Genomic DNA, 26,740 nt, shown 5'->3' with positions numbered 1-26,740 from the left:
CAGCGCCGCGGAATTACTCCCCGACGCGCTCATTAATTGCCTGCGGATTGTACGTGATAAACATCGCATCACCGTAACTAAAAAAGCGATATTTCTCTTCTACTGCCGCTTTATAGGCGTTCATGGTGTGTTGATAACCGGCAAATGCGGAAACCAGCATAATCAGCGTTGACTCCGGCAGGTGGAAGTTAGTCACCAGCGCATCGACCACTTTGTACTGGAAGCCGGGATAGATAAAGATTTGTGTATCATCGAAAAACGGTTCAATCAGATCGTTTTTCGCCGCCTGGGCCGCACTCTCAAGCGAGCGAACAGAGGTGGTGCCAACCGCAATCACCCGGTTACCACGCGCTTTCGCAGCCAGCACTGCGTCAACCACATCCTGCGGCACTTCTGCATATTCCGAGTGCATGATGTGGTCTTCAATGGTGTCGACGCGTACCGGCTGGAAGGTACCCGCCCCCACATGCAGGGTCACGAATGCCATCTCCACGCCTTTGGCGCGCAATTTTTCCAGCAACGGTTCGTCAAAATGCAGTCCGGCGGTCGGTGCTGCTACCGCGCCTGGTTTTTCGCTATAAACCGTTTGATAAAGTTCGCGGTCTGCATCTTCGTCCGGACGGTCGATGTACGGCGGCAGCGGCATATGGCCGATGCTGTTGAGAATATCCAGCACCGAGCGCTCATCGTTAAATTCGACTTCAAACAGCGCGCCGTGACGAGCGGTCATTGTTGCTTTGATGCTTTCGTCATCGCCCAGCAGTAGCTCCGCGCCCGGTTTTGGCGCTTTCGAGGCGCGAATATGCGCGAGAATGCGTTTGTCGTCGAGCATCCGCTCAACCAGCACTTCAATTTTACCGCCGCTGGATTTTCGCCCAAACAGACGCGCCGGGATCACGCGGGTATTGTTAAAAACCAGAAGATCGCCGGGGTTGAGCTTGTCGAGTAAATCGGTGAAAGTACCGTGCGTCAGCGCGCCCGTCGGCCCGTCCAGCGACAGTAAACGACAGCTACTGCGTTCAGGCATGGGATAGTGGGCAATCAGGGATTCGGGCAATTCAAAGGAGAAATCGGTAACGCGCATGACACTGACTCAGACTAAAATAAGAGGCGGGTAGTCTAGTGCCGGGGCGCTCTCCCTGCAACCTTTACCCCCCTTTGGATAGAATATAATCGATGAATTTTTTAGCTCACCTGCATTTAGCTCACCTGGCTGAAAGCTCGCTTTCTGGCAACTTACTGGCTGATTTTGTTCGCGGAAACCCTGATGAAATTTATCCGCCCGACGTCGTGGCTGGCATTCACATGCATAGGCGAATCGACGTATTAACCGACAATCTGCCGGAAGTCCGCGAAGCGCGGGAGTGGTTTCGTAGTGAAACTCGCCGGGTTGCGCCTATCACGCTGGATGTCATGTGGGATCACTTTCTTTCCCGCCACTGGTCGCAGCTGTCACCCAATTTTCCGCTAGAGGAATTTGTCGGTTATGCCCGCGAGCAAGTGATGGCTATTCTGCCGGACTCACCGCCGCGCTTTATCAATCTGAATAACTACTTGTGGTCAGAGCAATGGCTGGTGCGCTATCGCGATATGGATTTCATCCAGAGCGTGTTAAACGGCATGGCAAGTCGTCGTCCACGTCTGGATGCTCTGCGTGACTCCTGGTACGATTTAGACGCCCATTACGATGCCCTCGAAACCCGCTTCTGGCAATTTTATCCGCGGATGATGGAGCAGGCGTCACGCAAAGCGTTGTAAGGTATTAATTCATCCACACCGTGGCTGATATCGCGGGCAACGTCAGGATCCCATCTACCCGTTGTCCCTTCCCTTCTTTGCATTGCCATTGCGCGACATTAAGCAACGGCGATGCGGGTAGCACCACTTCACACGCTTCACCACGGTTGATTGCCACTAGCACACGCTGCTGATTGAGCACACGCACAAACACCACCACGTTATCTTCCGCATACAACACCTGACAGCCGCCACGACGCAATGCCAGGCTCTTCTTACGCAGCGCAATCATTCGCTGGTACAGCGCGAATAGTTCCGTATCTTGTTTTTCCGGGTCCCAGGGAAACGGTTTACGACAAAATGGATCGTTATTGCCGTCCAGCCCCACTTCATCGCCGTAATAAATACACGGCACACCAGGCCAGGTGAACAGCCAGACGACCGCCAGTGGCAGGCGCGCAACATCCCGTCCGAGTAACGTTTTAAATCGCGCGGTATCGTGACTATCGAGCTGGTTAAACATACGCAGTTGCTGTTGATGAGAAAGCCCGGCACGGTAATTGTCCATCCAGGTCATACAGATTTGAGCGTCAATCTGCTGCGGATCGTAAGAGACATCGGTATTAGCGAGAAAGCCCCACAGCGGAAAAGTAAAACCGCGATAGTTCATCGATGCATCTTCCACATCGGCCTGTAACCATTGCCGCGCATCGCCAAAATATTCACCGACAATGTACGCTTCTGGCTGGGTTTCTTTCGCCGCCTCAGTGATGCCGGCGACATGCTGCAAATTATTGCGCGCCCCGCCCGCTTCCCCCAGCATATGCACCACATCCAGCCGCCAGCCGTCCATATTCCACGGCGCTTTCAGCCAGTGACGGACAATGCTGTCTTCACCGCGATAAATTTCATTCACCAGACTTTCCGACTGATAATCCAGTTTTGGCAGGCTGGCATAGCCCAGCCAATCGAGCGCCGTGCCGTCATCGCGAAACGAGTACCAGTCGCGCCAGGGCGATTCGGGGTTATGGCAAGCGCCCCCCGTCCCGCGATTGTGCCTGTCAAACCAGGCATGAGAATCGCCACTGTGGTTAAACACGCCGTCCAGCATCAGGCGCATTCCTTGCTGCTGTGTGTTGTGTCTCAAACGCAGCAACGCCCCGTCGCCGCCAAATTGCGGATCGACGTGGCGATAATCTTCGGTATCGTATTTATGCACGCTGGGTGCTTTAAACACCGGATTAAGATACAGCGCCGTCACGCCGAGTTTTTTCAGGTACGGCAGTTTTTCGCTTATCCCGTCCAGATCGCCGCCATAGAACGTTGATCCGCCCGCCTGTGCTGTGACCGGTTCATCCCAGTCACGCAATATGATTTCCCGCCCGGCGGCGTGATGATAATAGACATGATCCTGATCGGCATTACGAGGCTGACTCCGGGCAAAACGATCCGGGAAGATCTGATAAAAAATCTGATCCGCCGCCCATTGTGGTCCGATATCCGGCACATCGACGGCAAACTGTTCCAGCCGTGCTGGTGGTATTGGGCTGAAACCTTGCGGCGTAAACCAACGCTGGCGATCGTGCCACAGCAATTTGAAACTGTAGCGCCGCCGTGGTTGCCCGGTGGCGAGAGAGAGCGCTCCCCGCCACGCCGTCACGCCAGGCTGTGGCTGGCTGCGCTGTTTATGCATCGGTATTGATGTTTCTTCGTTATCGTTTTCCATGCGCAACATAATGCGCTGTGGCGGCTCTTCGCCCGTCAACCACAGTGTAATAAGCAGTTGATCTTTGCTTTGCTTAACAAACGGAGACACCGGCAGGTGCCATGCATTCAACATCATAATTCCCCTGCGATTAAAATGTGCTCACCTTGCCATAGCCTAATGCAGGATCAATCATCATCTGAAGAATATTTGAGGGAGGAGGACGGGGGCGGATAATTTTCGGAATAGCCGGATCAAGTTTTGCTCCTGATCCGGCGACAAAAGGCAGGAATTAGTGGTTTTCTGCCAACTGGCGATCGTGGCGGCGTTTAAACATCCAGCCAATCAACAGCACCACAATCCACGCAAAACCAACGTACAGAGAGATACGCGTTTCAGGGTGATAACCAATCAGTCCGATGATAAAGACCAGGAAAACCAGCCCCGTGATGGTCGTTGCCACTCCGCCAGGAACTTTAAATTTCAGCGCGTTAACTTCTTCTGGCGGCAGGCGGCGACGGAAGGCAATCTGCGACAGCAGGATCATAATCCACACCCACACGGTAGCGAAGGTCGCCAGCGAGGCAATCACCAGGAAGACGTTTTCCGGCATGATGTAGTTCAGATACACAGCAAATAGCAGCGCGGTAGTCATGACCAGCACCGTGACCCACGGAATACCGCGACGCGACGTTTTGCTGAAAATTTTCGGCGCACTGCCCTGCTCTGCCATGCCGTGCAGCATACGGCCTACACCAAACACATCGCTGTTAATTGCCGACAGTGAAGCAGTCAGCACAACGAAGTTAAGAATGCTGGCGGCAAAGGTAATCCCCAAATGCTGGAACGTCAGCACGAACGGGCTACCAGCAGTACCTACCTGATTCCACGGATAGATAGACATAATGACGAACAGCGTACCAACATAGAACACCAGAATACGCATCGGCACTGAGTTAATCGCGCGCGGAATAGACTTCTCCGGCTCTTTCGCTTCACCAGCGGTAATACCAATAATTTCAATACCACCGTAGGCAAACATCACCATTTGCAACGACATCACCATGCCAAGCCAGCCGTTACTGAAGAAGCCGCCGTTGCTCCACAGGTTATGGATACCGGTCGGTTGCCCGCCGTTGCCAATCCCCCAAATGATGATACCGAAACCAGCAACGATCATGATGATAATGGTGGCGACTTTAAAGAACGAGAACCAGAACTCCAGCTCACCAAATACTTTCACGCTCATCAGGTTAATGGCGCAGATAATCAGCACCACGCTCAACACCCATATCCAGTGCGGCACCGTCGGGAACCAGACGCCCATATAGATACCGAAAGCGGTGACATCGGCAATGGCAACAATAAGGATTTCAAAGCAGTAGGTCCAGCCAGTGATATAACCTGCCAGCGGACCAAGGTTTTCCTGCGCATAACGCGAGAAAGAGCTGGCGGCCGGGTTATGTACCGACATTTCTCCCAGCGCACGCATAATGATATACGCCGCGACACCACCGATAATATAGGCCAACAACACGCTCGGTCCGGCCATTTTGATGGCGTCCGCCGAACCGTAAAACAACCCGGTGCCAATTGCTGAACCCAGTGCCATAAAGCGTATGTGTCGGGTACTTAGCCCACGCTTTAGCTTGTTCTTACTTTCCATCAATTCCTAACCCATCAACACAATAAAAAACCACGGGGCATCGCAGCCCCGTGGTTAAAACAAATTTACAGTGATTTAGTGGGCGCTGGAGGTCACCTGACGACCTGCTGCGCGATCCCAGATAATGGCCAGAACCACCATCACCACCGTTGGCATTAACCACGCCAGACCTTGTTCGGCCAGCGGTAAACGCTGCGCCCAGGACGGTAAAATATCGCTGAATGCAGATGCTTTGATCCCGTCGAGAATACCAAAAAGCAGGCTGATAAACATCGGCGGAGCAATCACGCGGGACGAATTATGCCACCATGAGCGTGTAAAACTTAATACAACCAGTGCGATACACGGCGGATAAATGGCAGTCAGCACCGGTACAGAGATCTGAATCAGCTGGCTCAAGCCCAGATTAGACACCACCATCGAGAAGCCGCCGAGGATAAACACCAGCGTACGATATGAGAGCGGGATGTATTGGGCGAAGAATTCCGCACAAGCGCAGGTCAGACCAACCGCCGTGACCAGACAAGCGATGAAGATTAACGCCGCCAGCAGGAAGCTACCGCCGCCGCCAAAGGTGTGCTGAACGTAAGCATGCAGAATAGCGGCACCGTTCGCGGATTGATCAACCAGCGACGCGCTGTCTGAACCCAGACGGAACAGCGCCAGGTACAGCAGAGTCAAACCAACGCCTGCCATCAGGCCGGCCCAGACGGTATAACGGGTCAGCAGACGCGCTTCGGTAACGCCGCGAGAACGCGCCGCGTTAACAATAACGATACCAAACACCATCGCGCCCAGCGTATCCATCGTCAGGTAGCCATTGACAAAACCGTTCGAAAACGCAGCGTTTTGATAAGCCTCAGTTGCCGAGCTAATCGAGCCCGCTGGCCAGACAATCGCCGCAACAGACAGGATGACCAGCGCGATAATTTTCAGCGGCGCAAGGAAGTTGCCCACGGTATCCAGCAGCTTGCCCGGATAGAGCGAAACCAGAATAACGATAGCGAAATAGACCAGGCTGTAGATAAACAGCGGCAGTGCGGAGTCACCCGTCAGCGGCGCAATGCCCACTTCAAAGGAGACAGTTGCCGTACGCGGTGTTGCAAACAGCGGCCCTACCGCCAGGTAGCAGACCGTAGCCAGCAGCACGCCTGCGACTTTACCGATTGGTGTGCTCAGACTGTCAACGCCGCCGCCAACTTTCGCCAGCGCCACTACCGTTAATACCGGCAGACCAACGGCAGTAATGAGGAAGCCGAATGCCGCAGTCCAGACGTGTTCGCCTGCCTGCAAGCCGACCATAGGAGGGAAAATAATGTTACCTGCGCCAACGAACAACGCAAATGTCATAAAGCCCAGAGCGATGATATCGCGCGATCTTAACTGATGGGTCATAAATCATACTGCCTGTGGATGTGGTGTTGTAACGTTAAATTTTGTGCCAATCCCTGGGGATGATACAGCGGTATATTTAAACAATTTTAGCGGGAAATACTCCCAACCAGGCGCGGCGAAGAATAGTTTTTCGATTTACCGCGTGAATGCAGTCAGTATGACAGCACCTGAAGCGCAATTTAAACGCTTATAACGTTTTAAAGCAAGGAGGGATCTAAAAACCAGAGGTATATAGCGATAAGAAATCTCCAACCAGTATAAAACACTATTTCCGTGAAAAAGATATGGCTTATCATGCGAACAAAAAATCACCAGACATTGTAAAATTCAGCGCCCGTTTTTTGACTGCAAAGAAAAAAAGCCAGCATCGGCTGGCTTATGGCAACAAAAAATGACAAAGGCGGATTAATCGCTATTTTTGGCAATTAAACGTTCCGGCAGAACAAAACTGAAACGCGTACCTTTGCCCACCGTACTTTCAATATTGAGCCGGCTTTCATGATGATTTACCGCATGCTTCACGATCGCTAACCCCAACCCGCTACCGCCAGTTTGTCGGGAACGCGCTTTATCAACGCGATAAAAACGCTCGGTCAGGCGCGGAATATGCTCCGGTGCGATGCCCGGTCCATTATCTTCAACACTAAATTCGGCACCGTGCGGCACTCGCTGCCAGCGTACGGTGATATGCGTACCTTCCGGCGTATGATTCACGGCGTTATAGACCAGATTCGAAATCGCACTGCGTAACTGGTCTTCGCTGCCAGACACTTTGAGGCCGTTATCAATCTCAAAGGTAAATGTCTGTTTTTGCTGGCTCAGCGTCTGGGCTTCCCGCTCAACGACGCGCAGCATCATCGGCACATCAACCTTCTCATTCAGCAACTGCGTCGGCGCGGCTTCAATTTTCGACAAGGTCAGCAACTGCTTCACCAGCCCTTCCATCCGCTGAGTCTGCTCACGCATGGTGTGCAACGCTTTTTCGCGTACCGCTCCTTCCAGCGGTTGCTCATCCATCATCTCCAGGTAACCCTGTAACACGGTCAATGGCGTGCGTAACTCATGGCTTACGTTGGCGAAAAAGTTGCGCCGCGCCCCTTCCAGTTGATGCATTTGCGTGACATCTCGCGCCACCATCAGCAGCTGTTTATGGGTATAAGGCATGACGCGAATTTCCAGATGCCGCCCGGTGTTGAGCACCAGATTGAGTGGGCGAGAAAAATCACGCGTTTTCAGATATTGCGTAAACTCCGGATAACGCAGCAGGTTAAGGATGTTCTGCCCGTTATCTTCCGGCCAGCGCAGACCAAGAATTTGTTGCGCCAGACCGTTACACCAGAAAATACCGCCCTCTTCCGTGGTCAGCACCACCGCATCGGGTAGCGACTCCGCGCCGCTACGAAAGCGTTTGATAAGATTACCCAGCTCGCGGCGGCGTTTTTTATTACGCAGTTGCATCTGGTGTAAACCGTACAGCAGCGGTTCCCAGCTACCACGCCCCGGTGGCGGCGTCATACTGCGATCCACCCACAGCCACCACGAAAGGCGCAATAAATTCCAGAAATGCCAGATAAGCAGTCCTGTTACCGATGCCAGCAAAAACCAGGGCAGGTAACCAAAAAATGCACCCAGGATGAAAGCCGGGATGCAGCAAAGTAGCAGCTCCAGCACCAGCCTTTTCCACGACAGCCGTTCCAGCACGTAAGATACTCCAGTTATGAAATCATAAGCCTTGCTCTGCGTCCGATGAGCAAGGCGTTAAAAGCGGGTTGAAAAACGATATCCTGTACCGCGCACGGTCTGCACCATGCGGTCATGCCCACCCGGTTCCAGTGCTTTACGCAGGCGGCGAATGTGGACATCGACCGTGCGGTCTTCCACATATACGTTGGTTCCCCAGACGTGATTTAACAGTTGCTCGCGACTGTACACGCGCTCGGGATGCGTCATAAAAAAGTGCAGCAGTTTAAATTCAGTTGGCCCCATCTCCAGCGGTTCTTCGCCCGCCATCACCCGGTGAGATGTCGGGTCGAGACTTAGCCCCTGCATCTCAATCACCTCTTCCACCGCCATCGGCGATATACGGCGCATTACCGCTTTGATTCGCGCCACCAGCTCCTTCGGCGAAAACGGCTTGGTGATATAGTCATCCGCACCGGTTTCAAGGCCGCGCACGCGATCTTCTTCTTCCCCTCTGGCGGTCAACATCACAACCGGAATATCACGGGTCATCGACTCACGCTTGAGATGTTTGATGAACTGGATACCGGAGCCGCCGGGTAACATCCAGTCGAGGAGAATTAAATCCGGCCAGGGTTCATTCAGTTGATTCACAGCACTGTCATAATCTTCCGCTTCGACCGGCTGGAAGCCATTTTGCTCGAGCACGAAGCAGACCATTTCGCGAATTGGAGCTTCATCTTCTACGACCAGAATACGTCTCGCCATGATTTGCCCTGTTGTAATAAATAGATTGCGATCATTAATGCGACGTCATTATGCGTCAGATTTATGACAGATTTATGAAAAGCACGTCGCACATCCCTTCAGGTTATTGATTTCCGTGGTGCAGAAAAAAGCAAATAGCGCACCTGTTTGGGTATAATCGCGCCCATGCTTTTTCGCCAGAGAATCGTTATGCGCATCCTTCACACTTCAGACTGGCATCTCGGCCAGAACTTCTACAGTAAAAGCCGCGAAGCTGAGCATCAGGCTTTTCTTGACTGGCTGCTGGAGACAGCACAAACCCATCAGGTGGATGCGATTATTGTTGCCGGTGATGTTTTCGATACCGGTTCGCCGCCCAGTTACGCCCGTACGTTATACAACCGTTTTGTTGTCAATTTACAGCAAACGGGCTGTCATCTGGTGGTACTGGCGGGAAACCATGATTCAGTCGCCACGCTGAATGAATCGCGCGATATCATGGCGTTCCTCAATACTACCGTGGTCGCCAGCGCCGGACATGCGCCGCAAATCTTGCCTCATCGCGACGGGACGCCAGGCGCAGTGCTGTGCCCCATTCCTTTTTTACGCCCGCGTGACATTATTACCAGCCAGGCGGGGCTTAACGGTATTGAAAAACAGCAGCATTTGCTGGCAGCTATTACTGATTATTATCAACAACACTATGCCGATGCCTGCAAGCTGCGCGGCGATCAGCCTCTGCCCATCATCGCCACGGGACATTTAACGACCGTGGGTGCCAGTAAAAGTGACGCCGTGCGTGACATTTATATTGGCACGCTGGACGCGTTTCCGGCACAAAACTTTCCGCCAGCCGACTACATCGCGCTCGGGCATATTCACCGCGCGCAGATTATTGGTGGCATGGAACATGTTCGCTATTGCGGCTCCCCCATTCCACTGAGTTTTGATGAATGCGGTAAGAGTAAATATGTCCATCTGGTGACATTTTCAAACGGCAAATTAGAGAGCGTGGAAAACCTGAACGTACCGGTAACGCAACCGATGGCAGTGCTGAAAGGAGATCTGGCGTCGATTACCGAACAGCTGGAACAGTGGCGCGATGTATCACAAGAACCACCTGTCTGGCTGGATATCGAAATCACTACTGATGAGTATCTGCATGATATTCAACGCAAGATTCAGGTATTAACCGAATCACTGCCAGTCGAAGTATTGCTGGTACGCCGGAGTCGTGAACAGCGCGAGCGTGTGTTAGCCAGCCAACAGCGTGAAACCCTCAGCGAACTCAGCGTCGAAGAGGTGTTCAATCGCCGTCTGGCACTAGAAGAACTGGATGAATCGCAGCAGCAACGTCTACAGAATCTTTTCGCCACGACGTTGCAGACCCTCGCCGGAGAACACGAAGCATGAAAATTCTCAGCCTGCGCCTGAAAAACCTGAACTCATTAAAAGGCGAATGGAAGATTGATTTCACCCGCGAGCCGTTCGCCAGCAACGGGCTGTTTGCCATTACCGGCCCAACCGGTGCGGGGAAAACCACCCTGCTGGACGCCATTTGTCTGGCGCTGTATCACGAAACCCCGCGCCTCTCTAACGTTTCGCAATCACAAAATGATCTCATGACCCGCGATACCGCCGAATGTCTGGCGGAAGTGGAATTTGAAGTGAAAGGTGAAGCGTATCGCGCATTCTGGAGCCAGAATCGGGCGCGTAACCAGCCGGACGGTAATTTGCAGGTGCCACGCGTAGAGCTGGCGCGCTGCGCAGACGGCAAAATTCTCGCCGACAAAGTGAAAGATAAGCTGGAACTGACAGCGACGTTAACCGGGCTTGATTACGGGCGCTTCACCCGTTCGATGCTGCTTTCACAAGGGCAATTTGCTGCCTTCCTGAATGCAAAACCAAAAGAACGCGCGGAATTGCTCGAGGAGTTAACCGGCACCGAAATCTACGGGCAAATCTCGGCGATGGTTTTTGAACAGCATAAATCGACCCGTACTGAGCTGGAGAAACTGCAAGCGCAGGCCAGCGGCGTTGCGTTATTAGCGCCAGAACAGCTGCAATCGCTTACAGATAGTTTGCAGGTACTCACTGACGAAGAGAAACGGTTACTCACTGCGCAGCAGCAAGAACAACAATCGCTAAACTGGTTAACGCGTAAGGACGAGTTGCAGCAGGAAGCCAGTCGCCGTCAGCAGGCACTGCAACAGGCGTTAGCCGAAGAAGAAAAAGCACAACCGCAACTGGCGGCCCTCAGCCTGGCGCAACCGGCAAGAAATCTTCGTCCGCACTGGGAACGAATAGCAGAACACAGCGCAGCGCTAACGCATACTCGCCAGCAGATTGAAGAAGTAAATACTCGCTTACAGAGCACAATGGCGCTTCGCGCGAGCATTCGCCACCACGCGGCGAAGCAGTCAGCAGAATTACAGCAGCAGCAACAAAGCCTGAATGCCTGGTTACAGGAACACGACCGCTTCCGTCAGTGGAACAACGAACTGGCGGGTTGGCGTGCGCAGTTCTCCCAACAAACCAGCGATCGCGAGCATCTGCGGCAATGGCAGCAACAGTTAACCCATGCAGAGCAAAAAATTAATGCGCTTGCGGCGATCACGTTGACGTTAACCGCCGATGAAGTTGCTAGCGCCCAGGCGCAACATGCTGAGCAACGCCCACTGCGTCAACGCCTGGTTGCGCTGCATGGGCAGATTGTTCCCCAACAAAAACGTCTGGCGCAGTTACAGGTCGCTATCCAGAATGTCACTCTGGAACAGACGCAACGTAACGCCGCACTTAACGAAATGCGCCAGCGTTATAAAGAAAAGACGCAGCAACTTGCCGATGTCAAAACAATTTGCGAGCAGGAAGCGCGCATTAAAACGCTGGAAGCCCAGCGCGCGCAGTTACAGGCGGGTCAGCCTTGTCCACTTTGCGGTTCCACCAGCCACCCGGCGGTTGAGGCGTATCAGGCGCTGGAACCGGGCGTTAATCAGGCCCGGCTATTAACGCTGGAAAACGAAGTGAAAAAGCTCGGCGAAGAAGGCGCGGCGCTGCGTGGGCAACTGGATACATTAACGAAGCAGCTTCAGCGCGATGAAAACGAAGCACAAAGCCTCCGACAAGATGAGCAAGCACTTACTCAACAATGGCAAGCCGTCGCGGCCAGCCTCAATATCACCTTGCAGCCACAGGACGATATTCAACCGTGGCTAGATGCACAAGATGAGCACGAACGCCAGCTGCGGTTACTCAGCCAACGACATGAATTACAAGGGCAGATTGCCGCGCATAACCAGCAAATTATCCAGTATCAACAGCAAATTGAACAACGCCAGCAGCAACTCTTAACGGCATTGGCAGGTTACGCACTGACATTGCCACAGGAAGAGGAAGAAGAGAGCTGGTTGGCGACACGTCAGCAAGAAGCGCAGAACTGGCAGCAACGCCAGAACGAATTAACCGCGCTGCAAAACCGTATTCAGCAGCTGACGCCGATTCTGGAAACGTTGCCGCAAAGTGATGAACTCCCGCACAGCGAAGAAACGGTGGCGCTGGAAAACTGGCGGCAAGTTCACGAACAATGCCTCGCGTTGCAAAGCCAGCAGCAAACGTTGCAGCAACAGGAGGTTCTGGCAGTGCAAAGTCTGCAAAAAATTCAGGCGCAGTTTGACACCGCGCTACAGGACAGCATTTTTGACGATCAGCAGGCATTTCTTGCAGCGCTAATGGATGAACAAACACTAACGCAGCTGGAACAGCTCAAGCAGAATCTGGAAAACCAGCGTCGTCAGGCGCAAGCGCTGGCCACTCAGACAGCTGAAACGCTGGCACAGCATCAGCAACACCGACCTGGCGGACTGGATCTCACGGTGACGGTGGAACAGATTCAGCAAGAGTTAGCCCAAACTCACCAAAAGTTGCGTGAAAACACCACTCGCCAGGGGGAAATTCGCCAGCAGCTGAAGCAGGATGCAGACAACCGTCAGCAACAACAAACCTTAATGCAGCAAATTGCACAGACGACGCAGCAGGTTGAGGACTGGGGATATCTTAATTCGCTGATTGGCTCCAAAGAGGGCGATAAATTCCGTAAATTCGCTCAGGGACTGACGCTGGATAATCTGGTCCATCTGGCTAACCAGCAACTTACCCGGCTGCACGGTCGCTACCTGTTACAGCGTAAAGCCAGCGAGGCGCTGGAGGTCGAGGTTGTTGATACCTGGCAGGCAGATGCGGTACGCGACACCCGTACCCTTTCCGGCGGCGAAAGTTTCCTCGTGAGCCTGGCACTGGCGCTGGCGCTTTCGGATCTGGTCAGCCATAAAACGCGTATTGACTCGCTGTTCCTCGATGAAGGTTTCGGCACGCTGGATAGCGAAACGCTGGATACCGCCCTTGACGCACTGGATGCCCTGAACGCCAGTGGTAAAACCATCGGGGTGATTAGCCACGTTGAAGCGATGAAAGAGCGTATTCCGGTGCAGATCAAAGTGAAGAAGATCAACGGACTGGGTTACAGCAAACTGGACAGCACGTTCGCGGTGAAATAACTATTCAGCAGGATAATGAATACAGAGGGGCGAATTATCTCTTGGCCCGACTGGTCGTTATCCTGCAAGCTATCACTTTATTGGCTACGGTGATTCGTAGCTGCTCTGTTGGTTGTGATGGTGGTATGAAAAAAGTTATTTTATCTTTGGCACTCGGCACATTTGGCCTGGGAATGGCTGAATTTGGCATTATGGGGGTGCTCACGGAGCTGGCGCATAATGTGGGGATTTCGATTCCTGCCGCCGGGCATATGATTTCGTATTATGCGCTGGGGGTGGTGGTCGGTGCACCGATAATCGCGCTTTTTTCCAGCCGCTACTCACTCAAACATATCTTGTTGTTTCTGGTGACGTTGTGCGTCATTGGCCGCCTGGTTTCCGGGTTTCCGCATGGCGCGTTTTTTGGCGTCGGGGCGATCGTGTTATCGAAAATCATCCAACCCGGCAAAGTCACCGCCGCCGTGGCGGGTATGGTTTCCGGGATGACGGTCGCCAATCTGCTGGGCATTCCGCTGGGGACGTATTTAAGTCAGGAATTTAGCTGGCGCTACACCTTTTTATTGATCGCTGTTTTTAATATTGCGGTGATGGCATCGGTCTATTTTTGGGTACCGGATATTCGCGACGAGGCGAAAGGAAAGCTGCGCGAACAATTTCACTTTTTGCGCAGCCCGGCCCCGTGGTTAATTTTCGCCGCCACCATGTTTGGCAACGCAGGTGTGTTTGCCTGGTTTAGTTACGTGAAACCTTACATGATGTTTATTTCCGGTTTTTCGGAAACGGCGATGACCTTCATTATGATGCTGGTCGGACTGGGGATGGTGCTGGGGAATATGCTAAGTGGCCGGATTTCCGGACGTTACTCGCCGCTACGCATTGCGGCAGTGACGGACTTCATTATTGTGCTGGCACTGCTGATGCTTTTTTTCTTCGGCGGCATGAAAACAACGTCGCTTATTTTTGCTTTTATATGTTGCGCGGGATTATTTGCCCTTTCAGCACCGCTGCAAATATTGTTACTGCAAAATGCCAAAGGTGGGGAGTTATTAGGTGCCGCGGGTGGGCAAATAGCGTTTAACCTCGGTAGCGCCGTGGGGGCTTATTGCGGCGGGATGATGCTGACGCTGGGGCTGGCGTATAATTACGTGGCGTTGCCTGCCGCCCTGCTCTCGTTTGCTGCGATGTCCTCGTTGCTGCTGTATGGTCGCTATAAGCGCCAGCAAGTAGCGGAGAGTCCGGTGCTGGCGAAACCACTGGGATAGGTTGCAGTCACAGTGCTCGTTGCTTATTGCCGGATGCGGCGTGAACGCCTTATCCGGCCTACGGGCTGCTCATTTTGTAGGCCTGATAAGACACACCAGTGTCGCATCAGGCATCTGAGCACAGTGCCGGATGCGGCGTGAACGCCTTATCCGGCCTACGGGCTGCTCATTTTGTAGGCCTGATAAGACACGCCAGTGTCGCATCAGGCATCTGAGCACGGTGCCGGATGCGGCGCGAGCGCCTTATCCGGCCTACGTGTAAGCCTGATAAGACGCGGCAAGCGTCGCATCAGGCATGATGCACCAGCTACCTGGTTTTTTTACTCTTGTGGCCATAACCATGCGGCACCGCGTACGCCGCTGGAATCACCATGCTTCGCCTTACGCACGGGCGTTTCACATTCACCACCGAAGACAAATTGTTTAATCAGCGGTGGAACTGTTTGATATAAACGGTCAACATTGCTCATCCCTCCGCCCAGGACAATCACATCCGGGTCGAGAATATTCACCACATGCGCCAGCGACTTCGCCAGTCGTAGCTCATAACGACGTAATGCCAGCTCGGCAACCGGATCGCTTTCTTCAACGAGACGAATAATTTCACTGCCTTTCAGCGCATGTCCGCTCAAACGACGATAATCCGTCGCGAATCCGGTACCCGAAATAAAGGTTTCAATACAACCTTGTTTACCGCAATAACAAGGGACTTCCTCGCGATAACGCAGTTCGTCTTCGTCCATCCACGGTAGCGGATTGTGTCCCCACTCGCCTGCCGTGCCATTGCCGCCGATATGCGCCCGACCATTGAACGCCACGCCCGCGCCGCATCCCGTGCCGATAATCACGGCAAATACCGTCTGCGCTCCCGCTGCCGCGCCATCTACCGCTTCTGAAACCGCCAGACAGTTGGCGTCATTTGCCAGCCGCACTTCCCGCTGCAACCGCGCACTTAAGTCTTTATCGAATGGTTGACCGTTAAGCCAGGTTGAATTGGCATTCTTCACCACTCCGGTATAGGGTGAAATCGAGCCGGGGATCCCCATCCCCACTGTTCCACGCTGCCCCGTCGCCTGCTCCGCCATCTCTACCAACGCGGCGATCGTTTCAATAGTCTGCTGGTAATCATCACGCGGCGTGGGCAGACGATGACGGTACAACTGCTCCCCTGCATCGCCCAGTGCAATGACTTCCGTTTTGGTGCCGCCTAAATCGATACCTATACGCACGGTACTCTCCTTATTTTTTTCAATATCAATAGCGTAGAGACGGACAACCGGATTGGCAATGCAAGGCCGCCGACAATTCGTTATCATGCCCGCTAAATTTAACGACAAGGCCGTGGAAATTATCATGCTGTGGTTCAAAAATTTAATGGTTTACCGTCTTAGCCGCGAAATTTCGCTGCGTGCAGAAGAGATGGAAAAACAGCTAGCCTCGATGGCATTTACCCCATGCGGCAGCCAGGATATGGCGAAGATGGGCTGGGTTCCTCCGATGGGATCGCACAGCGATGCGTTAACGCACGTTGCCAATGGTCAAATTGTTATCTGCGCGCGCAAAGAAGAAAAAATTCTCCCGTCTCCGGTCATTAAACAGGCGCTGGAAGCGAAAATCGCCAAACTGGAAGCCGAGCAAGCGCGTAAGCTGAAGAAAACCGAAAAAGATTCGCTGAAAGATGAAGTGCTGCACTCTCTGCTGCCTCGCGCCTTCAGCCGTTTCAGCCAGACCATGATGTGGATCGACACGGTGAACGGTTTGATCATGGTGGACTGCGCCAGCGCCAAAAAAGCGGAAGATACGCTGGCACTGCTGCGTAAAAGCCTGGGGTCGTTACCGGTTGTGCCATTGAGCATGGAAAACCCGATTGAACTGACGCTGACCGAATGGGTACGCTCCGGTAGCGCGGCACAGGGCTTCCAGCTGCTTGATGAAGCCGAGCTGAAATCGCTGCTGGAAGATGGCGGCGTGATCCGCGCGAAGAAACAAGATCTGACCAGCGAAGAGATCACCAATCACATTGAAGCCGGAAAAGTGGTGACTAAACTGGCGCTCGACTGGCAGCAGCGCGTTCAGTTTGTGATGTGCGACGATGGTTCGCTCAAGCGCCTGAAGTTCTGCGACGAACTGCGCGATCAAAACGAAGATATCGACCGCGAAGATTTTGCCCAGCGTTTTGACGCCGATTTCATCCTGATGACAGGCGAACTGGCAGCGTTAATTCAAAACCTGATCGAAGGATTGGGTGGCGAAGCGCAACGTTAATAGCTGGTTTGCCTTCAATGCCGGATGCGACGCCTCGGTGCGTCTTATCCGGCGTACGAAGCCATGCCAGGCATTAATCTAATCATTCGCTACGTCGGGTAATGATTTTTAACGCTGCAATATTATGCGTTTTACGCCGTAACTGATCTAACCGCCTCGTCCCTATTCGCCTGTCGGCGGCACGCAGAATATTCACTAACCCCCACTTATCGCCAGCAAACTGTTTCGTTAACAGTTCCGCTTTCGGTGTATCAATATATTCACGCAATAAATCGGAAATTGAACAAATATCCGTCAGGTAAGGATACCAGCAAGTTTCGCCGTGAAAATTTCGCACGCCATGATTACCCGCGACAAAGTCTTTTGGGTAATCCCAGATAACATCGTGATCCAGAGTGATCCAGTAACACGGCAAATCGGTGCTTCCACCATTTTGGCTGCGCATTGGATAACGGGTACAGTGAATTTGCAAATTGATGATCGGCGTCAGTAAATCATAGATTTCCCGCTGTAATTTACTCCAGGGCCGTGACCTCATTTTAGTTCCTCAAGCTTATTGCGCGCTTCACTACGAATTTGCCGTGTCGATCCGGTTTTAACTAATTTTCGTAATTGTTGCGGATCCGGATGATCGGCAAATAACAGTAATGACGGTTCCTCTTTTAACCACGCCGTTTTCACCTCAGCAGGCAGTTGCGGATTGGCAATCGCTCCCTGACGATCCTGCGGTGTAACCAATGCTGTGAATGCGGAAGTCGGCGTATGCGCATTAATCAACGCCGTTTTACGTAATTGTTCATGCCGACTTTGCAGTAATGCCAGCCAAAACTCGTCATCAGGCTTATCTGTCAGCTTATCCAGCTCAATTAAAATAACGCTATCATCATCATTCCAGCGACGTAATCCTCTATCACACTGCCTACGATTACTATTTGTCATGTCTGTAACAGACAGCGCCCAGTCAGAATTAAAGCGATATTGCTTATCAAGACGGGCAATAATCTCTGATGGTAAATCATTTTTATCAAATAACTGATTGCGCATCCGGTAACGATATTCAGCCGGTAAATCAGGCAGCAAATCGATGGCGTCATTGAGCATTGCTTCATCTACCATGCCATTATCAATCAGTTCCAGTTGTATATCATACGCCTGCTCCTGATCTTCTTGCCGTTTGTTCATCATTAATTGCAATGTGCGCTGCCACAATTTTTCCTTATATTCTAACGGCAGCAGTTTATCGTGTGCTAATTCATTCCAGACAGCAGGGTTATCATGATGTGTCAGGAGATAGTTAATCACTTCAGTTGATGTCAGATAACGCGCACCTTCACGTAAATATCGTATATCTTCTTTTGCCAGCGACAGTTGGCGCGCTTCAGGTAAAGCAATAAATAATGCCATAACGATATTTTTATGGTCTTTATTATCGAGATACATTTGATCTGCAATACGTTCAATATCGGGAATACTCATGTTTGCAGAAAGCCGCGTAACTTTTAGTTCCGCAAGCGTATGGGCTACGGCTTCACGGACCTTAAGTGATTGATCGTTACTCAGCGCCACGGCTTGTCGTGTAGTCAAATCGGCACCAGCAATTCGTTCGCGTAGTTTATCATCATCGCTATTTATCAGTTCATCCACCACGGATGCTGGCGCCAGCCACGCGTAATCGTACTGGCTGACTAACGTCTTACGCACAATCGGAAACGGACTCTGACTTAATAGGGCAATGATTTCCGGAGAAAGATTATCCTGTCTGGCCTGCTCGAGTTGGACGCTCTCGACAGGAGTCGACATTAATTTTTCATTCACTTCTGGTGAAATATCGCTGTTTTTAATCAGTCCTTTCGCCACTGCCTGGTCTTTAATAAAAGGCGCGGTGAGTAAATGCATTTGCCTGGCGGGCCAACGCTGCGCCATATATTCTCGTGTCTGGTCATCAGGATGCTGTAGCAATTGCAGCATAACATCGGTTGGTAGACTCTCCATGCGAGTCAGAAAACGCGCCACCAGCGGATCTTCATGTTTAACGTTGCCAGCCGCAAATTTTTCGACCTTGCCCTGTTCAATCCACTGCAATTTTTCACTTACCCCCGATACAGGTTTATCGCGAAACAACGGCAATCCCTGGACAATACTGGCCGCTACGCTGTCATAATCAGGATAGGCATTTAAAACATTGTCGGTTTTAATTTCAGTAATCTCATAGAGGTCGGGCTCAAACAGCGAATACGCTTTCCGAATATTCGCATCCCAGTCATAATTTTCATTGCTGGTATCTTCGTTGATATAAAACTCAGCGTTATTAACCTCAAATTGCGTCGCCTTGTCTGAAACAATAATTCCGCGAGCCGTAATACCTTTCATTACTTCAAAGTTATGATCATTATAATCAGCATAGACTAAACCTTTCGCTTGCATCTCACCTTTGACGTATGCGAAATCATGATTAATAAAGTTGTCGACAATTACATTGCCTAACACAATGAGTTGACCATCACCTGCCGAATAATCATCATAATCACCATTAATGGTTAAATTCCCCTTGATTACCAGGGTATGCTTATTACTAAAATTGCTGGGTATTGATAAATCTCCATTATGATAATACCAACGAATGTTATTTTTAAGCATATAAGAGGCTTCCATACTATCACCGGTTTCCTCTTTCACTCCATTACGTTCTTCTGCAGTCATGATATGGAAATCTGACTTAATAAGATCATCGCTAGTGATCCACTCAGCAGCGTAAACATTTTCGGTGGCAATAAATACAATCATACAGATGATCAATATTTTTATTTTATTCATAATCTTCACTGATATTAATATCAACCTTGATAGATTATGAATATATCGAAAATAGAAAAATTAGCAGCAACGGAGATTTTATTATTCGTGAATTAAGGAATATTTCAGAAAAATGCCCTCCCATTCAGACGGGAAGGCGCGATATTACAGATAGCGGCACAAATAGGAGGTCGGCTCGGCAACTTGCAGATGGAACTCGCTGTGGCCGGGAACATTAAATACTTCACCAGCTTCATACACGCGCCAGTCGGTAGCGCCAGGCAGCAAAACATTCAGCGCCCCGCTGACCACCGTCATCTCTTCGGGGTCCGCAGTACTGAACGTGTATTCACCTTCAACCATCACACCGACGCTGGCGCGGCCAGTATCGCTGCTGGTAAAGCCGATCGATTTCACTTTTCCGGAAAAGTATTCGTTACTTTGAAGCATAAACTGGCCCTGTCAGGTGGTTTAACATCTTCTTCACTATAGGGGCCAAAGGTGCTAACTGTCACGTAAAATTACACCAGCAATTCCGCCGCCAGCCTAGCAATCAATACGTTAGAGAGCAAAACAGGTACATCGAGCTTTTTTTGCAGTAAATCGCGATGACGCTGATTAAATCCTAAACAATCCAGCATGATGACATCCGCCCCATTCGCCAGCAATTCTTTCCCGGCATCAACGATTTTCTGCTCAGAATCGTGAATGGGATTTCCCAGCGAAAATAGTGGTGTTCTCTGCAAAATTTGCCATTTTTGCGCCTGAACGGCCAAAAGCTCTTCTACTGGAACAATAACACCGACCTGGTGACCTTCAACAATGGAGGAAACCAACGGTGGGAGAATGCGTAAAGGCTCGAGGAAGATCGTATTTCGCGCTGTCATATTACTAATGTTGGCCGTACTCATTAGCAAAATAACGTCATAATCCTGATTATCGAGTACCTCAATCACGCTTTGTAGATCACGCTCCACTTTACGGCGTGAAACGTGGGCCAGCTGGTTGTCATTTAATAATGTAAGAATAGTTTCTTCGCCTGCTTCTGGCGCATACTCCGCCATCACCTCTTCGCGGCTTAATTTCCCCAGCAGGCTATGATGGGAAATATTATTTTCGTCAATGTACTCCGTCAGAAGCGGCAAAACTTCATGCATTGGTACAATGCCGATGGTCAGAATCGCCAACGACGCGCTCATTGTCTTCCACCTTTCTTTTTCGTCGTTAATTACCGAGCAAATACTAAGCACCACAGCGGGCGCTTGCCGATGCTACAAATGCAAAAAAGCGTAGCAGCAGACACGCACGGCATAATGTAAAGATTCCCAATAGTTCCAGTAATGGATTGTTATTGTTTAATATTCTAATTATTTGAAAAACATGAATTGTGAAAAGTGTGATGCAGGTCCGTTGTAATAGCACTCAGAGTCCCTTCCGAGCAGTCTGATGCGGTCACTCTTTTTCAGGATCCTCATAGCGTTTTTTAGCATCCATCGCCTCCTGGGCCGTAGGATGTTCGCTGATCAAAGAGTCTGGTTTGGGATGATCGGCTCGCAGCTGATACCAGGTCACAGTCTGTCCTTGCTGGCCTTTTTCTACCGTAACAATTCTGGCTTCTCGGGGATAAGGCGGTTTCGTTGGCATTGTTCTTCCTTATTTCACGGGATGAACATTAAGTATAGGTGCCAGGACAATGACAGTTTGCCGTTTGTGCCAAAGCGGTTCGAATTTCAGAGATTACCTGACTGGGTTCGTTGTTAGCATCGACGATAATATGCGCAACTTCACGATATAACGCATCGCGTTCTTCCAGCACTTCCTGAACTTCTTCACTTAACGGTTTTCCTGTGAGTGTTGGCCGTAAATCCTCTTCTGGCGCTGCTTGCAGACGATTTACCAGCACTGACACCGGCGCGCACAAGTAAACCACAATCCCGTTATTACGCATGTAGTGGCGATTAAATTCCGTCAGAATAATACCGCCGCCCGTCGCGATAACGGTGGATGGCGCAGTAACTGCTTCCAGAGCTGCGCTCTCCCTGGCGCGAAATCCTGCCCACTCTTCCCTTTCGACGATCTCTGCTACCGTCATATTGAGTTGTGATTGCAACCATTGGTCGGTATCAACAAACCGACAGTTGAGCGAATCGGCAAGGGCCATTCCGACCGTTGTTTTACCACAGCCCCGAGGCCCGATCAGAAAAAGAGGTTGTGTCATCGTGGGTTTTCCCCAAAAGGTCGCAATGCGGCGAAAGCCGGTTTCGTAAGAATAACGATCATACCATCAAACTAGTACAATTTCGATTGTAAAGAAATAATTCCACTTAAGGAGTGAACTTCAATACATTCCTTACTATAACAAGAAATGATTGAGAAAGAAGTGTAAATAATAAATTACATTTACGAACGGTTACGCTGAGCTTCCAGCCACCATTTTTCAAGTTCAGCCGCAAATGCCTGGCGGTCACGTTGCGAAAGACTATCTGGCCCTCCGGTCTGGATCCCGCTGGCTCTAAGGGTATCCATAAAATCGCGCATAGTCAGACGTTCACGAATAGTCGCAGGTGTGTACCGTTCGCCACGCGGATTAAGTGCTGCCGCACCTTTCTCGATGGCTTCAGCGGCCAAAGGAATATCTGCGGTTATCACCAAATCGCCCGCCTCACACTGACGTACAATTTCATTATCGGCCACGTCAAAACCTGCCGCGACGCGCAGCGTGCGAATAAACCGCGATGGCGGCACGCGTAAACTCTGATTTGCCACCAACACCAGCGGCATCTGCATACGTTCTGCCGCGCGATACAGAATCTCTTTAATTACATTGGGACACGCATCGGCGTCCACCCATATTGTCATAAGGCTATCCTCTGTTGGGTAATCTTCTATTGTGTCGCGCTTTTGCCTTCCGGCATAGTTCTGTTTATGCTTCTGACCAGGCGCTTTTCAAAATAATGAATTCACGGCAGGAGTGTGCAATGGAAAAGAAAATCGGTTTTATTGGCTGCGGCAATATGGGAAAAGCCATTCTCGGCGGTCTGATTGCCAGCGGTCAGGTCCTTCCAGGGCAAATCTGGGTGTATACCCCCTCCCCGGATAAAGTTGCCGCCTTACATGAACAGTTTGGTATCAACGCCGCAGAATCGGCACAGGAAGTGGCGCAAATCACCGATATCGTCTTTGCTGCCGTCAAACCGGGCATCATGATTAAAGTCCTTAGCGAAATCACTTCCAGCCTGAATAAAGACTCTCTGGTGGTTTCTATCGCCGCAGGCGTTACGCTCGACCAACTTGCCCGGGCGCTGGGTCACGACCGGAAAATTATCCGCGCCATGCCGAATACCCCCGCGTTGGTCAACGCCGGGATGACATCCGTAACGCCAAACGCGTTGGTCACTCCTGAAGATACTGCCGATGTGCTGAATATTTTCCGTTGCTTTGGCGAGGCGGAAGTCATTGCTGAGCCGATGATCCACCCAGTGGTTGGTGTGAGCGGTTCTTCGCCTGCTTATGTCTTTATGTTTATCGAAGCGATGGCCGACGCCGCCGTGCTGGGCGGGATGCCACGCGCGCAGGCTTATAAGTTTGCCGCCCAGGCGGTAATGGGCTCCGCGAAAATGGTGCTGGAAACCGGCGAACATCCGGGCGCCTTGAAAGATATGGTCTGCTCACCAGGAGGCACAACCATTGAAGCGGTACGCGTTCTGGAAGAGAAAGGATTCCGTGCCGCGGTGATCGAAGCGATGACGAAGTGTATGGAAAAATCAGAAAAACTCAGCAAGTCCTGATGACTCTCGCCGGACGTCAGGCCGCCACTTCAGTACGGTTACGTCCGGCTCTCTTTGCTTTGTAGAGCGCCATATCAGCCGATTTCAGCCACTCACGGTAGTGACTCATTTGCGGATTCAGCGGCGCGATACCGACGCTTATCCGTAATATCACCTGCGGCGTATTTGGCAGGCGTAATGCATTTAATCCTTCATGCACACGTAACATGGCAGTAATGGCGTTTTCGGCTGGTGTACCTGACATAATTACCGCAAATTCATCACCACCAAAACGACCAATCACATCGCTGCCACGCAGGGTAATTTGTAACTGTCGGGTAAGGGCAACGATTGCTTCATCACCCACATCGTGACCCCATGTATCGTTGATACTCTTAAAATGGTCGATATCAATAATCAATAGCGTCGCATCGCGATTGTGTCGGCGACAGTTATCAAACTCATTACGTAGTATGATTTCCCAGTGACGCCGGTTGTAAACGCCCGTCATGCCGTCGCGGGTACTCATGACCTGTAATCTTCGTTTATGTTCAGCCAGTTTGGTCGCTGTCTGGTAGCTGACCCAGCCAAACAGCAGAGGATAAATGACGATAATGGGAAGGGAGAGCCACCATTCCAGCGGCGCACTCTTGAGCGACACCGTGATCCCCGTGAGTTCGAGAGTGACAAGGCAGGAAACAACCATCAGCACCAAACCGGCGACAAACAGACGGGGGCCGCCTGCCCCCATCAAATTCAGGCACATAATCATCAGCATTGCGATCGAAGGCAGCACGTTTACGCCCATCACGCCAACCCACATACCGGCTAACACTGCATCAGTTTTTAAGTTGTATATTTCCCGGCCAAGCGGATCAACGGCCCTGCTCGCCAACTGCCAGGCTAAATGCGGCCAGACAAATGCCCAGCCAACCAACACCAGCCACCACCAGCCTGACAGCGGGTGCGAAACCAACGTCGAGGCGATTGGTAAGAACATCCCAGCCAGTCCTACCGCCCGCGGTAGTCTGACGCGACGGGCGAAGCGCAGCCCGGATCGCTGATGTTCGTTTTGAGGAGCTAATGGTGGTATCTCCCCGTGTGCCGCCGCTTTTTTGAAAAAATTTTCATCATTCATTATTTTTGGGAACATTCAGAAACAATTTTCCCAAATTATAGAGATGGGGCGAAAGGCGGGAGTATGATATTTCGGGTGAGCCATTTTCTTAACTCACCCGTTAGCACTATAGGTATTACGCGGCTTTCTTGAGGCAGGCACTCATAAACTTATTACGATCATCACCTTTCAGAGATTGCTGCGTCGCCTGACTATTACATTCGCGCATCTTCTGCTGCTGCGGTGTCAAACTCTTTTCACCGGGCGCAGATTTGCTGTTCTTCAGGCAATCACTCATGTATGTCTTACGGGCATCCCCTTTCAACGCCTGCGCTGTCGCCTGTTGATTACAGGAGGTCATACGCTGTTGTTGTGGGGTTAACGTTCTCTCGGCAGCGCCGACAGTGGTTAAAAAAACCAGGCCGAATAGCAGGGTAACCAGTAATGTTATTTTCATAGCACCATCCCTCTTCACATTTAAACCAGGAGCGTTTGCGCCCTTGATCTGCTTTTAAGTCTGGTTGCTAACAGCAAAAAAACCACCCGACAGCCAAAATTAGCCGCCGGGTTCGGTGTTATTTCAGCCCCAGTGCAGCTTTCATGGTGTAGAAGAGATCTGTCTGATCGGTCAAACCAACCACATTCGCAGCGTGCGGACCATATGCAGCAATACGCAACTGGCTACCGGTATGCTCTTGTGAATCCTCTTCGGAGTTCCCGTAACTCATCACCATCACTGCGCCATCTTTGGTGTTTAACGCCTGAGTCAGACCCGGTGCTTTGGTATCCGGCGCGACAATCTGGCTGGCGTGAGCGTGGTCAGCGGTGACCACCACCAGTGTGTTGCCATCCTTTTTGGCAAATTCCAGCGCCCGCTGTACGGCTTCATCGAGATCGACCGTCTCGCCAATTTGGCCACAAGGATTCGCGGCGTGATCCTGTTTATCGATCGACGCGCCTTCAACTTGCAGGAAGAATCCTTTCTCATTTTTGCTCAGTAGTTCAATGGCTTTATCGGTCATCTGCGCCAGCGTAGGCACACTGTCATTACGTTGCGGATTCGGGGTACAGGTGACTGCGGGCTTATCGATATTACCGTGGTACGTTGCTTTCGGTCCTTGCCAGCGCACTGGCATATTGCCGTCAGCAAACAGTCCAAGCAGGGGTTTTTGCTGGTTCGCTTCCGTCACCGCATTCAGCGATGCAGTATCGCTGACTAACTGATAACCACGCGCCTGTGCCTGTTCACGCAGCGTTTTTCCCTGCCATTCACCGGCGGTTGCCGTTTCAGCAAAGGTTTTTGCGCCGCCGCCAAGCGTAACATCGGCACGGGCGTTAAGCAGTTGTTCGGTAATCGATCCTTTTCCACCTTTTTCCAGCGCGTTACTCGGGCATTTTTCGCTGGTAACGCTCGGACCATAGCATTTGCGCGAGGTCACATGTGCCACAAGCGCAGCGGGAGTGGCATCCTGTATTTCAGCCGTTGAAACGTTGCCGGTCGCCAGTCCTGCGGCTTTTGCCAATTCCAGAATCGTTGGATGATCTTTTTCATGAATATCGACACCCAGCGCGCCGTTATACGTTTTGACGCCAGTTGACCAGGCCGTTGCTGACGCTGCGGAGTCGGTCACGTAGTCTGGTTTTCCGGTTTTTTTATCCAGCGCATAATGGGTGTATTGTCCGGTAAGCGGCAAGGCATCGATCCCTTTAAAAAAACCACCCGCGCCTTCAGCATAATTGCGTGCGGCAGTGATTTCCGAATCCCCCATCCCATCACCAATCAATAAAATAATATTTTTCGCGGGTTTATCGCTAAGAGAATCGCGTAAGGCAGCAGTCTGATCGCTCGTTAATCGGCGAGCGCCGCCAGGCGCGGTAATATCCCCCTGTGCCGCCCGGTTTTCCAGAATTGGCATCTCTGGGGTCCGGGCTTTAGTAACAGGGGTAAACAGTAACGGCAAGAGAGCCAGTGCAATAGTGCTTTGTTTCACTTTATTTTCTCCATGTACAAATACATTAAAAAATAAAAACAAAGCGACTATAAGTCTCTGGC

General features: G+C 51.3%; 23 protein-coding genes. 6 read left to right on the top strand and 17 right to left on the bottom strand.

Annotated elements, in window-relative coordinates; translation table 11 throughout:
* Positions 1 to 13: 13 nt before the first annotated feature.
* Positions 14 to 1,084, bottom strand: a complete 1,071-nt coding sequence (gene queA, locus FEM44_RS16565) for a tRNA preQ1(34) S-adenosylmethionine ribosyltransferase-isomerase QueA (protein WP_135403895.1) — start codon at positions 1,082 to 1,084, stop codon at positions 14 to 16.
* Between the two features lie 92 nt (positions 1,085 to 1,176).
* Here queA and acpH point away from each other — a divergent pair, with 92 nt between their 5' ends.
* A complete protein-coding gene (gene acpH, locus FEM44_RS16560; protein ID WP_135523154.1) occupies positions 1,177 to 1,758 on the top strand; it encodes an ACP phosphodiesterase in 582 nt (193 codons plus the stop codon).
* A 4-nt stretch (positions 1,759 to 1,762) separates the two neighbouring features.
* Here the strand turns inward: acpH and malZ are convergent, their stop codons facing one another.
* The 5 genes from malZ to phoB form a co-directional block, all read right to left on the bottom strand.
* A complete protein-coding gene (gene malZ, locus FEM44_RS16555; RefSeq protein ID WP_135523155.1) occupies positions 1,763 to 3,580 on the bottom strand; it encodes a maltodextrin glucosidase in 1,818 nt (605 codons plus the stop codon).
* Between the two features lie 154 nt (positions 3,581 to 3,734).
* Positions 3,735 to 5,108 carry a proline-specific permease ProY gene (gene proY / locus FEM44_RS16550; protein ID WP_135523156.1) on the bottom strand — a complete coding sequence of 458 codons (1,374 nt, stop codon included), beginning with the start codon at positions 5,106 to 5,108 and terminating at the stop codon, positions 3,735 to 3,737.
* A gap of 75 nt (positions 5,109 to 5,183) precedes the next feature.
* A complete protein-coding gene (gene brnQ, locus FEM44_RS16545; protein ID WP_138159100.1) occupies positions 5,184 to 6,503 on the bottom strand; it encodes a branched-chain amino acid transporter carrier protein BrnQ in 1,320 nt (439 codons plus the stop codon).
* A 405-nt stretch (positions 6,504 to 6,908) separates the two neighbouring features.
* Positions 6,909 to 8,204: a phosphate regulon sensor histidine kinase PhoR gene (gene phoR, locus FEM44_RS16540; RefSeq protein WP_135523157.1), complete on the bottom strand. Its 1,296-nt coding sequence runs from the start codon at positions 8,202 to 8,204 to the stop codon at positions 6,909 to 6,911.
* 57 nt (positions 8,205 to 8,261) lie between these two features.
* Entirely contained in the window at positions 8,262 to 8,951 is a 690-nt protein-coding gene (gene phoB, locus FEM44_RS16535; RefSeq protein WP_000113933.1) for a phosphate response regulator transcription factor PhoB, read from the bottom strand.
* A gap of 189 nt (positions 8,952 to 9,140) precedes the next feature.
* Here phoB and sbcD point away from each other — a divergent pair, with 189 nt between their 5' ends.
* The 3 genes from sbcD to araJ all read left to right on the top strand — a co-directional run bounded on the left by sbcD (position 9,141) and on the right by araJ (position 14,745).
* The gene (gene sbcD / locus FEM44_RS16530; RefSeq protein WP_135523158.1) at positions 9,141 to 10,343 is read left to right on the top strand and encodes an exonuclease subunit SbcD; all 1,203 of its coding nucleotides are present in this window, start codon (positions 9,141 to 9,143) and stop codon (positions 10,341 to 10,343) included.
* Positions 10,340 to 13,483 (top strand): exonuclease subunit SbcC, encoded by a 3,144-nt coding sequence (sbcC, locus tag FEM44_RS16525; protein ID WP_135523159.1) that lies wholly within the window; start codon positions 10,340 to 10,342, stop codon positions 13,481 to 13,483. Before sbcD ends, sbcC begins: the two co-directional genes overlap by 4 nt.
* Positions 13,484 to 13,608: 125 nt before the next feature.
* The gene (gene araJ, locus FEM44_RS16520) at positions 13,609 to 14,745 is read left to right on the top strand and encodes an MFS transporter AraJ (protein WP_135523162.1); all 1,137 of its coding nucleotides are present in this window, start codon (positions 13,609 to 13,611) and stop codon (positions 14,743 to 14,745) included.
* Between the two features lie 320 nt (positions 14,746 to 15,065).
* On the opposite strand, the gene mak is transcribed toward araJ, so the two are convergent.
* On the bottom strand, positions 15,066 to 15,974 hold the full coding sequence (mak, locus tag FEM44_RS16515; protein ID WP_135523163.1) for a fructokinase: 909 nt from the start codon (positions 15,972 to 15,974) through the stop codon (positions 15,066 to 15,068).
* Positions 15,975 to 16,098: 124 nt separating this feature from the next.
* On the opposite strand from mak, the gene rdgC reads away from it, so the two are divergent.
* A complete protein-coding gene (rdgC, locus tag FEM44_RS16510; RefSeq protein WP_130206205.1) occupies positions 16,099 to 17,010 on the top strand; it encodes a recombination-associated protein RdgC in 912 nt (303 codons plus the stop codon).
* A gap of 82 nt (positions 17,011 to 17,092) precedes the next feature.
* Here rdgC and FEM44_RS16505 read toward each other — a convergent pair whose 3' ends face one another.
* The 7 genes from FEM44_RS16505 to FEM44_RS16475 all read right to left on the bottom strand — a co-directional run bounded on the left by FEM44_RS16505 (position 17,093) and on the right by FEM44_RS16475 (position 22,662).
* Positions 17,093 to 17,548, bottom strand: coding sequence for an SF0329 family protein (locus FEM44_RS16505; RefSeq protein ID WP_135523164.1), 456 nt, complete (start codon positions 17,546 to 17,548; stop codon positions 17,093 to 17,095).
* Positions 17,545 to 19,824, bottom strand: a complete 2,280-nt coding sequence (locus FEM44_RS16500) for a DUF2773 domain-containing protein (protein ID WP_135523165.1) — start codon at positions 19,822 to 19,824, stop codon at positions 17,545 to 17,547. Before FEM44_RS16500 ends, FEM44_RS16505 begins: the two co-directional genes overlap by 4 nt.
* A 144-nt stretch (positions 19,825 to 19,968) precedes the next feature.
* The gene (gene ppnP / locus FEM44_RS16495) at positions 19,969 to 20,253 is read right to left on the bottom strand and encodes a pyrimidine/purine nucleoside phosphorylase (RefSeq protein WP_135523166.1); all 285 of its coding nucleotides are present in this window, start codon (positions 20,251 to 20,253) and stop codon (positions 19,969 to 19,971) included.
* Between the two features lie 71 nt (positions 20,254 to 20,324).
* A complete protein-coding gene (locus tag FEM44_RS16490; protein WP_130206197.1) occupies positions 20,325 to 21,002 on the bottom strand; it encodes an AroM family protein in 678 nt (225 codons plus the stop codon).
* A 253-nt stretch (positions 21,003 to 21,255) separates the two neighbouring features.
* A complete protein-coding gene (yaiA, locus tag FEM44_RS16485) occupies positions 21,256 to 21,447 on the bottom strand; it encodes a protein YaiA (RefSeq protein ID WP_135523167.1) in 192 nt (63 codons plus the stop codon).
* 28 nt (positions 21,448 to 21,475) lie between these two features.
* Entirely contained in the window at positions 21,476 to 22,021 is a 546-nt protein-coding gene (gene aroL / locus FEM44_RS16480) for a shikimate kinase AroL (RefSeq protein ID WP_130223263.1), read from the bottom strand.
* A gap of 182 nt (positions 22,022 to 22,203) precedes the next feature.
* A complete protein-coding gene (locus FEM44_RS16475) occupies positions 22,204 to 22,662 on the bottom strand; it encodes a YaiI/YqxD family protein (protein WP_135523168.1) in 459 nt (152 codons plus the stop codon).
* A gap of 119 nt (positions 22,663 to 22,781) precedes the next feature.
* On the opposite strand from FEM44_RS16475, the gene proC reads away from it, so the two are divergent.
* Positions 22,782 to 23,591, top strand: coding sequence for a pyrroline-5-carboxylate reductase (gene proC / locus FEM44_RS16470; RefSeq protein ID WP_130215404.1), 810 nt, complete (start codon positions 22,782 to 22,784; stop codon positions 23,589 to 23,591).
* Positions 23,592 to 23,607: 16 nt separating this feature from the next.
* On the opposite strand, the gene adrA is transcribed toward proC, so the two are convergent.
* The 3 genes from adrA to phoA form a co-directional block, all read right to left on the bottom strand.
* The gene (gene adrA / locus FEM44_RS16465; protein WP_135523169.1) at positions 23,608 to 24,723 is read right to left on the bottom strand and encodes a diguanylate cyclase AdrA; all 1,116 of its coding nucleotides are present in this window, start codon (positions 24,721 to 24,723) and stop codon (positions 23,608 to 23,610) included.
* Between the two features lie 100 nt (positions 24,724 to 24,823).
* Positions 24,824 to 25,144, bottom strand: a complete 321-nt coding sequence (gene psiF, locus FEM44_RS16460; protein WP_064527085.1) for a phosphate starvation-inducible protein PsiF — start codon at positions 25,142 to 25,144, stop codon at positions 24,824 to 24,826.
* Positions 25,145 to 25,262: 118 nt separating this feature from the next.
* Positions 25,263 to 26,678, bottom strand: a complete 1,416-nt coding sequence (gene phoA, locus FEM44_RS16455; protein WP_130260321.1) for an alkaline phosphatase — start codon at positions 26,676 to 26,678, stop codon at positions 25,263 to 25,265.
* Between the last annotated feature and the right edge of the window lie 62 nt (positions 26,679 to 26,740).

Origin of the sequence: Escherichia sp. E4742 (genome assembly GCF_005843885.1) — a bacterium.
Taxonomy (GTDB): domain Bacteria; phylum Pseudomonadota; class Gammaproteobacteria; order Enterobacterales; family Enterobacteriaceae; genus Escherichia.
Note: the sequence above shows the minus strand (reverse complement) of the source record. Positions and strands in the feature narration are given on the sequence as shown.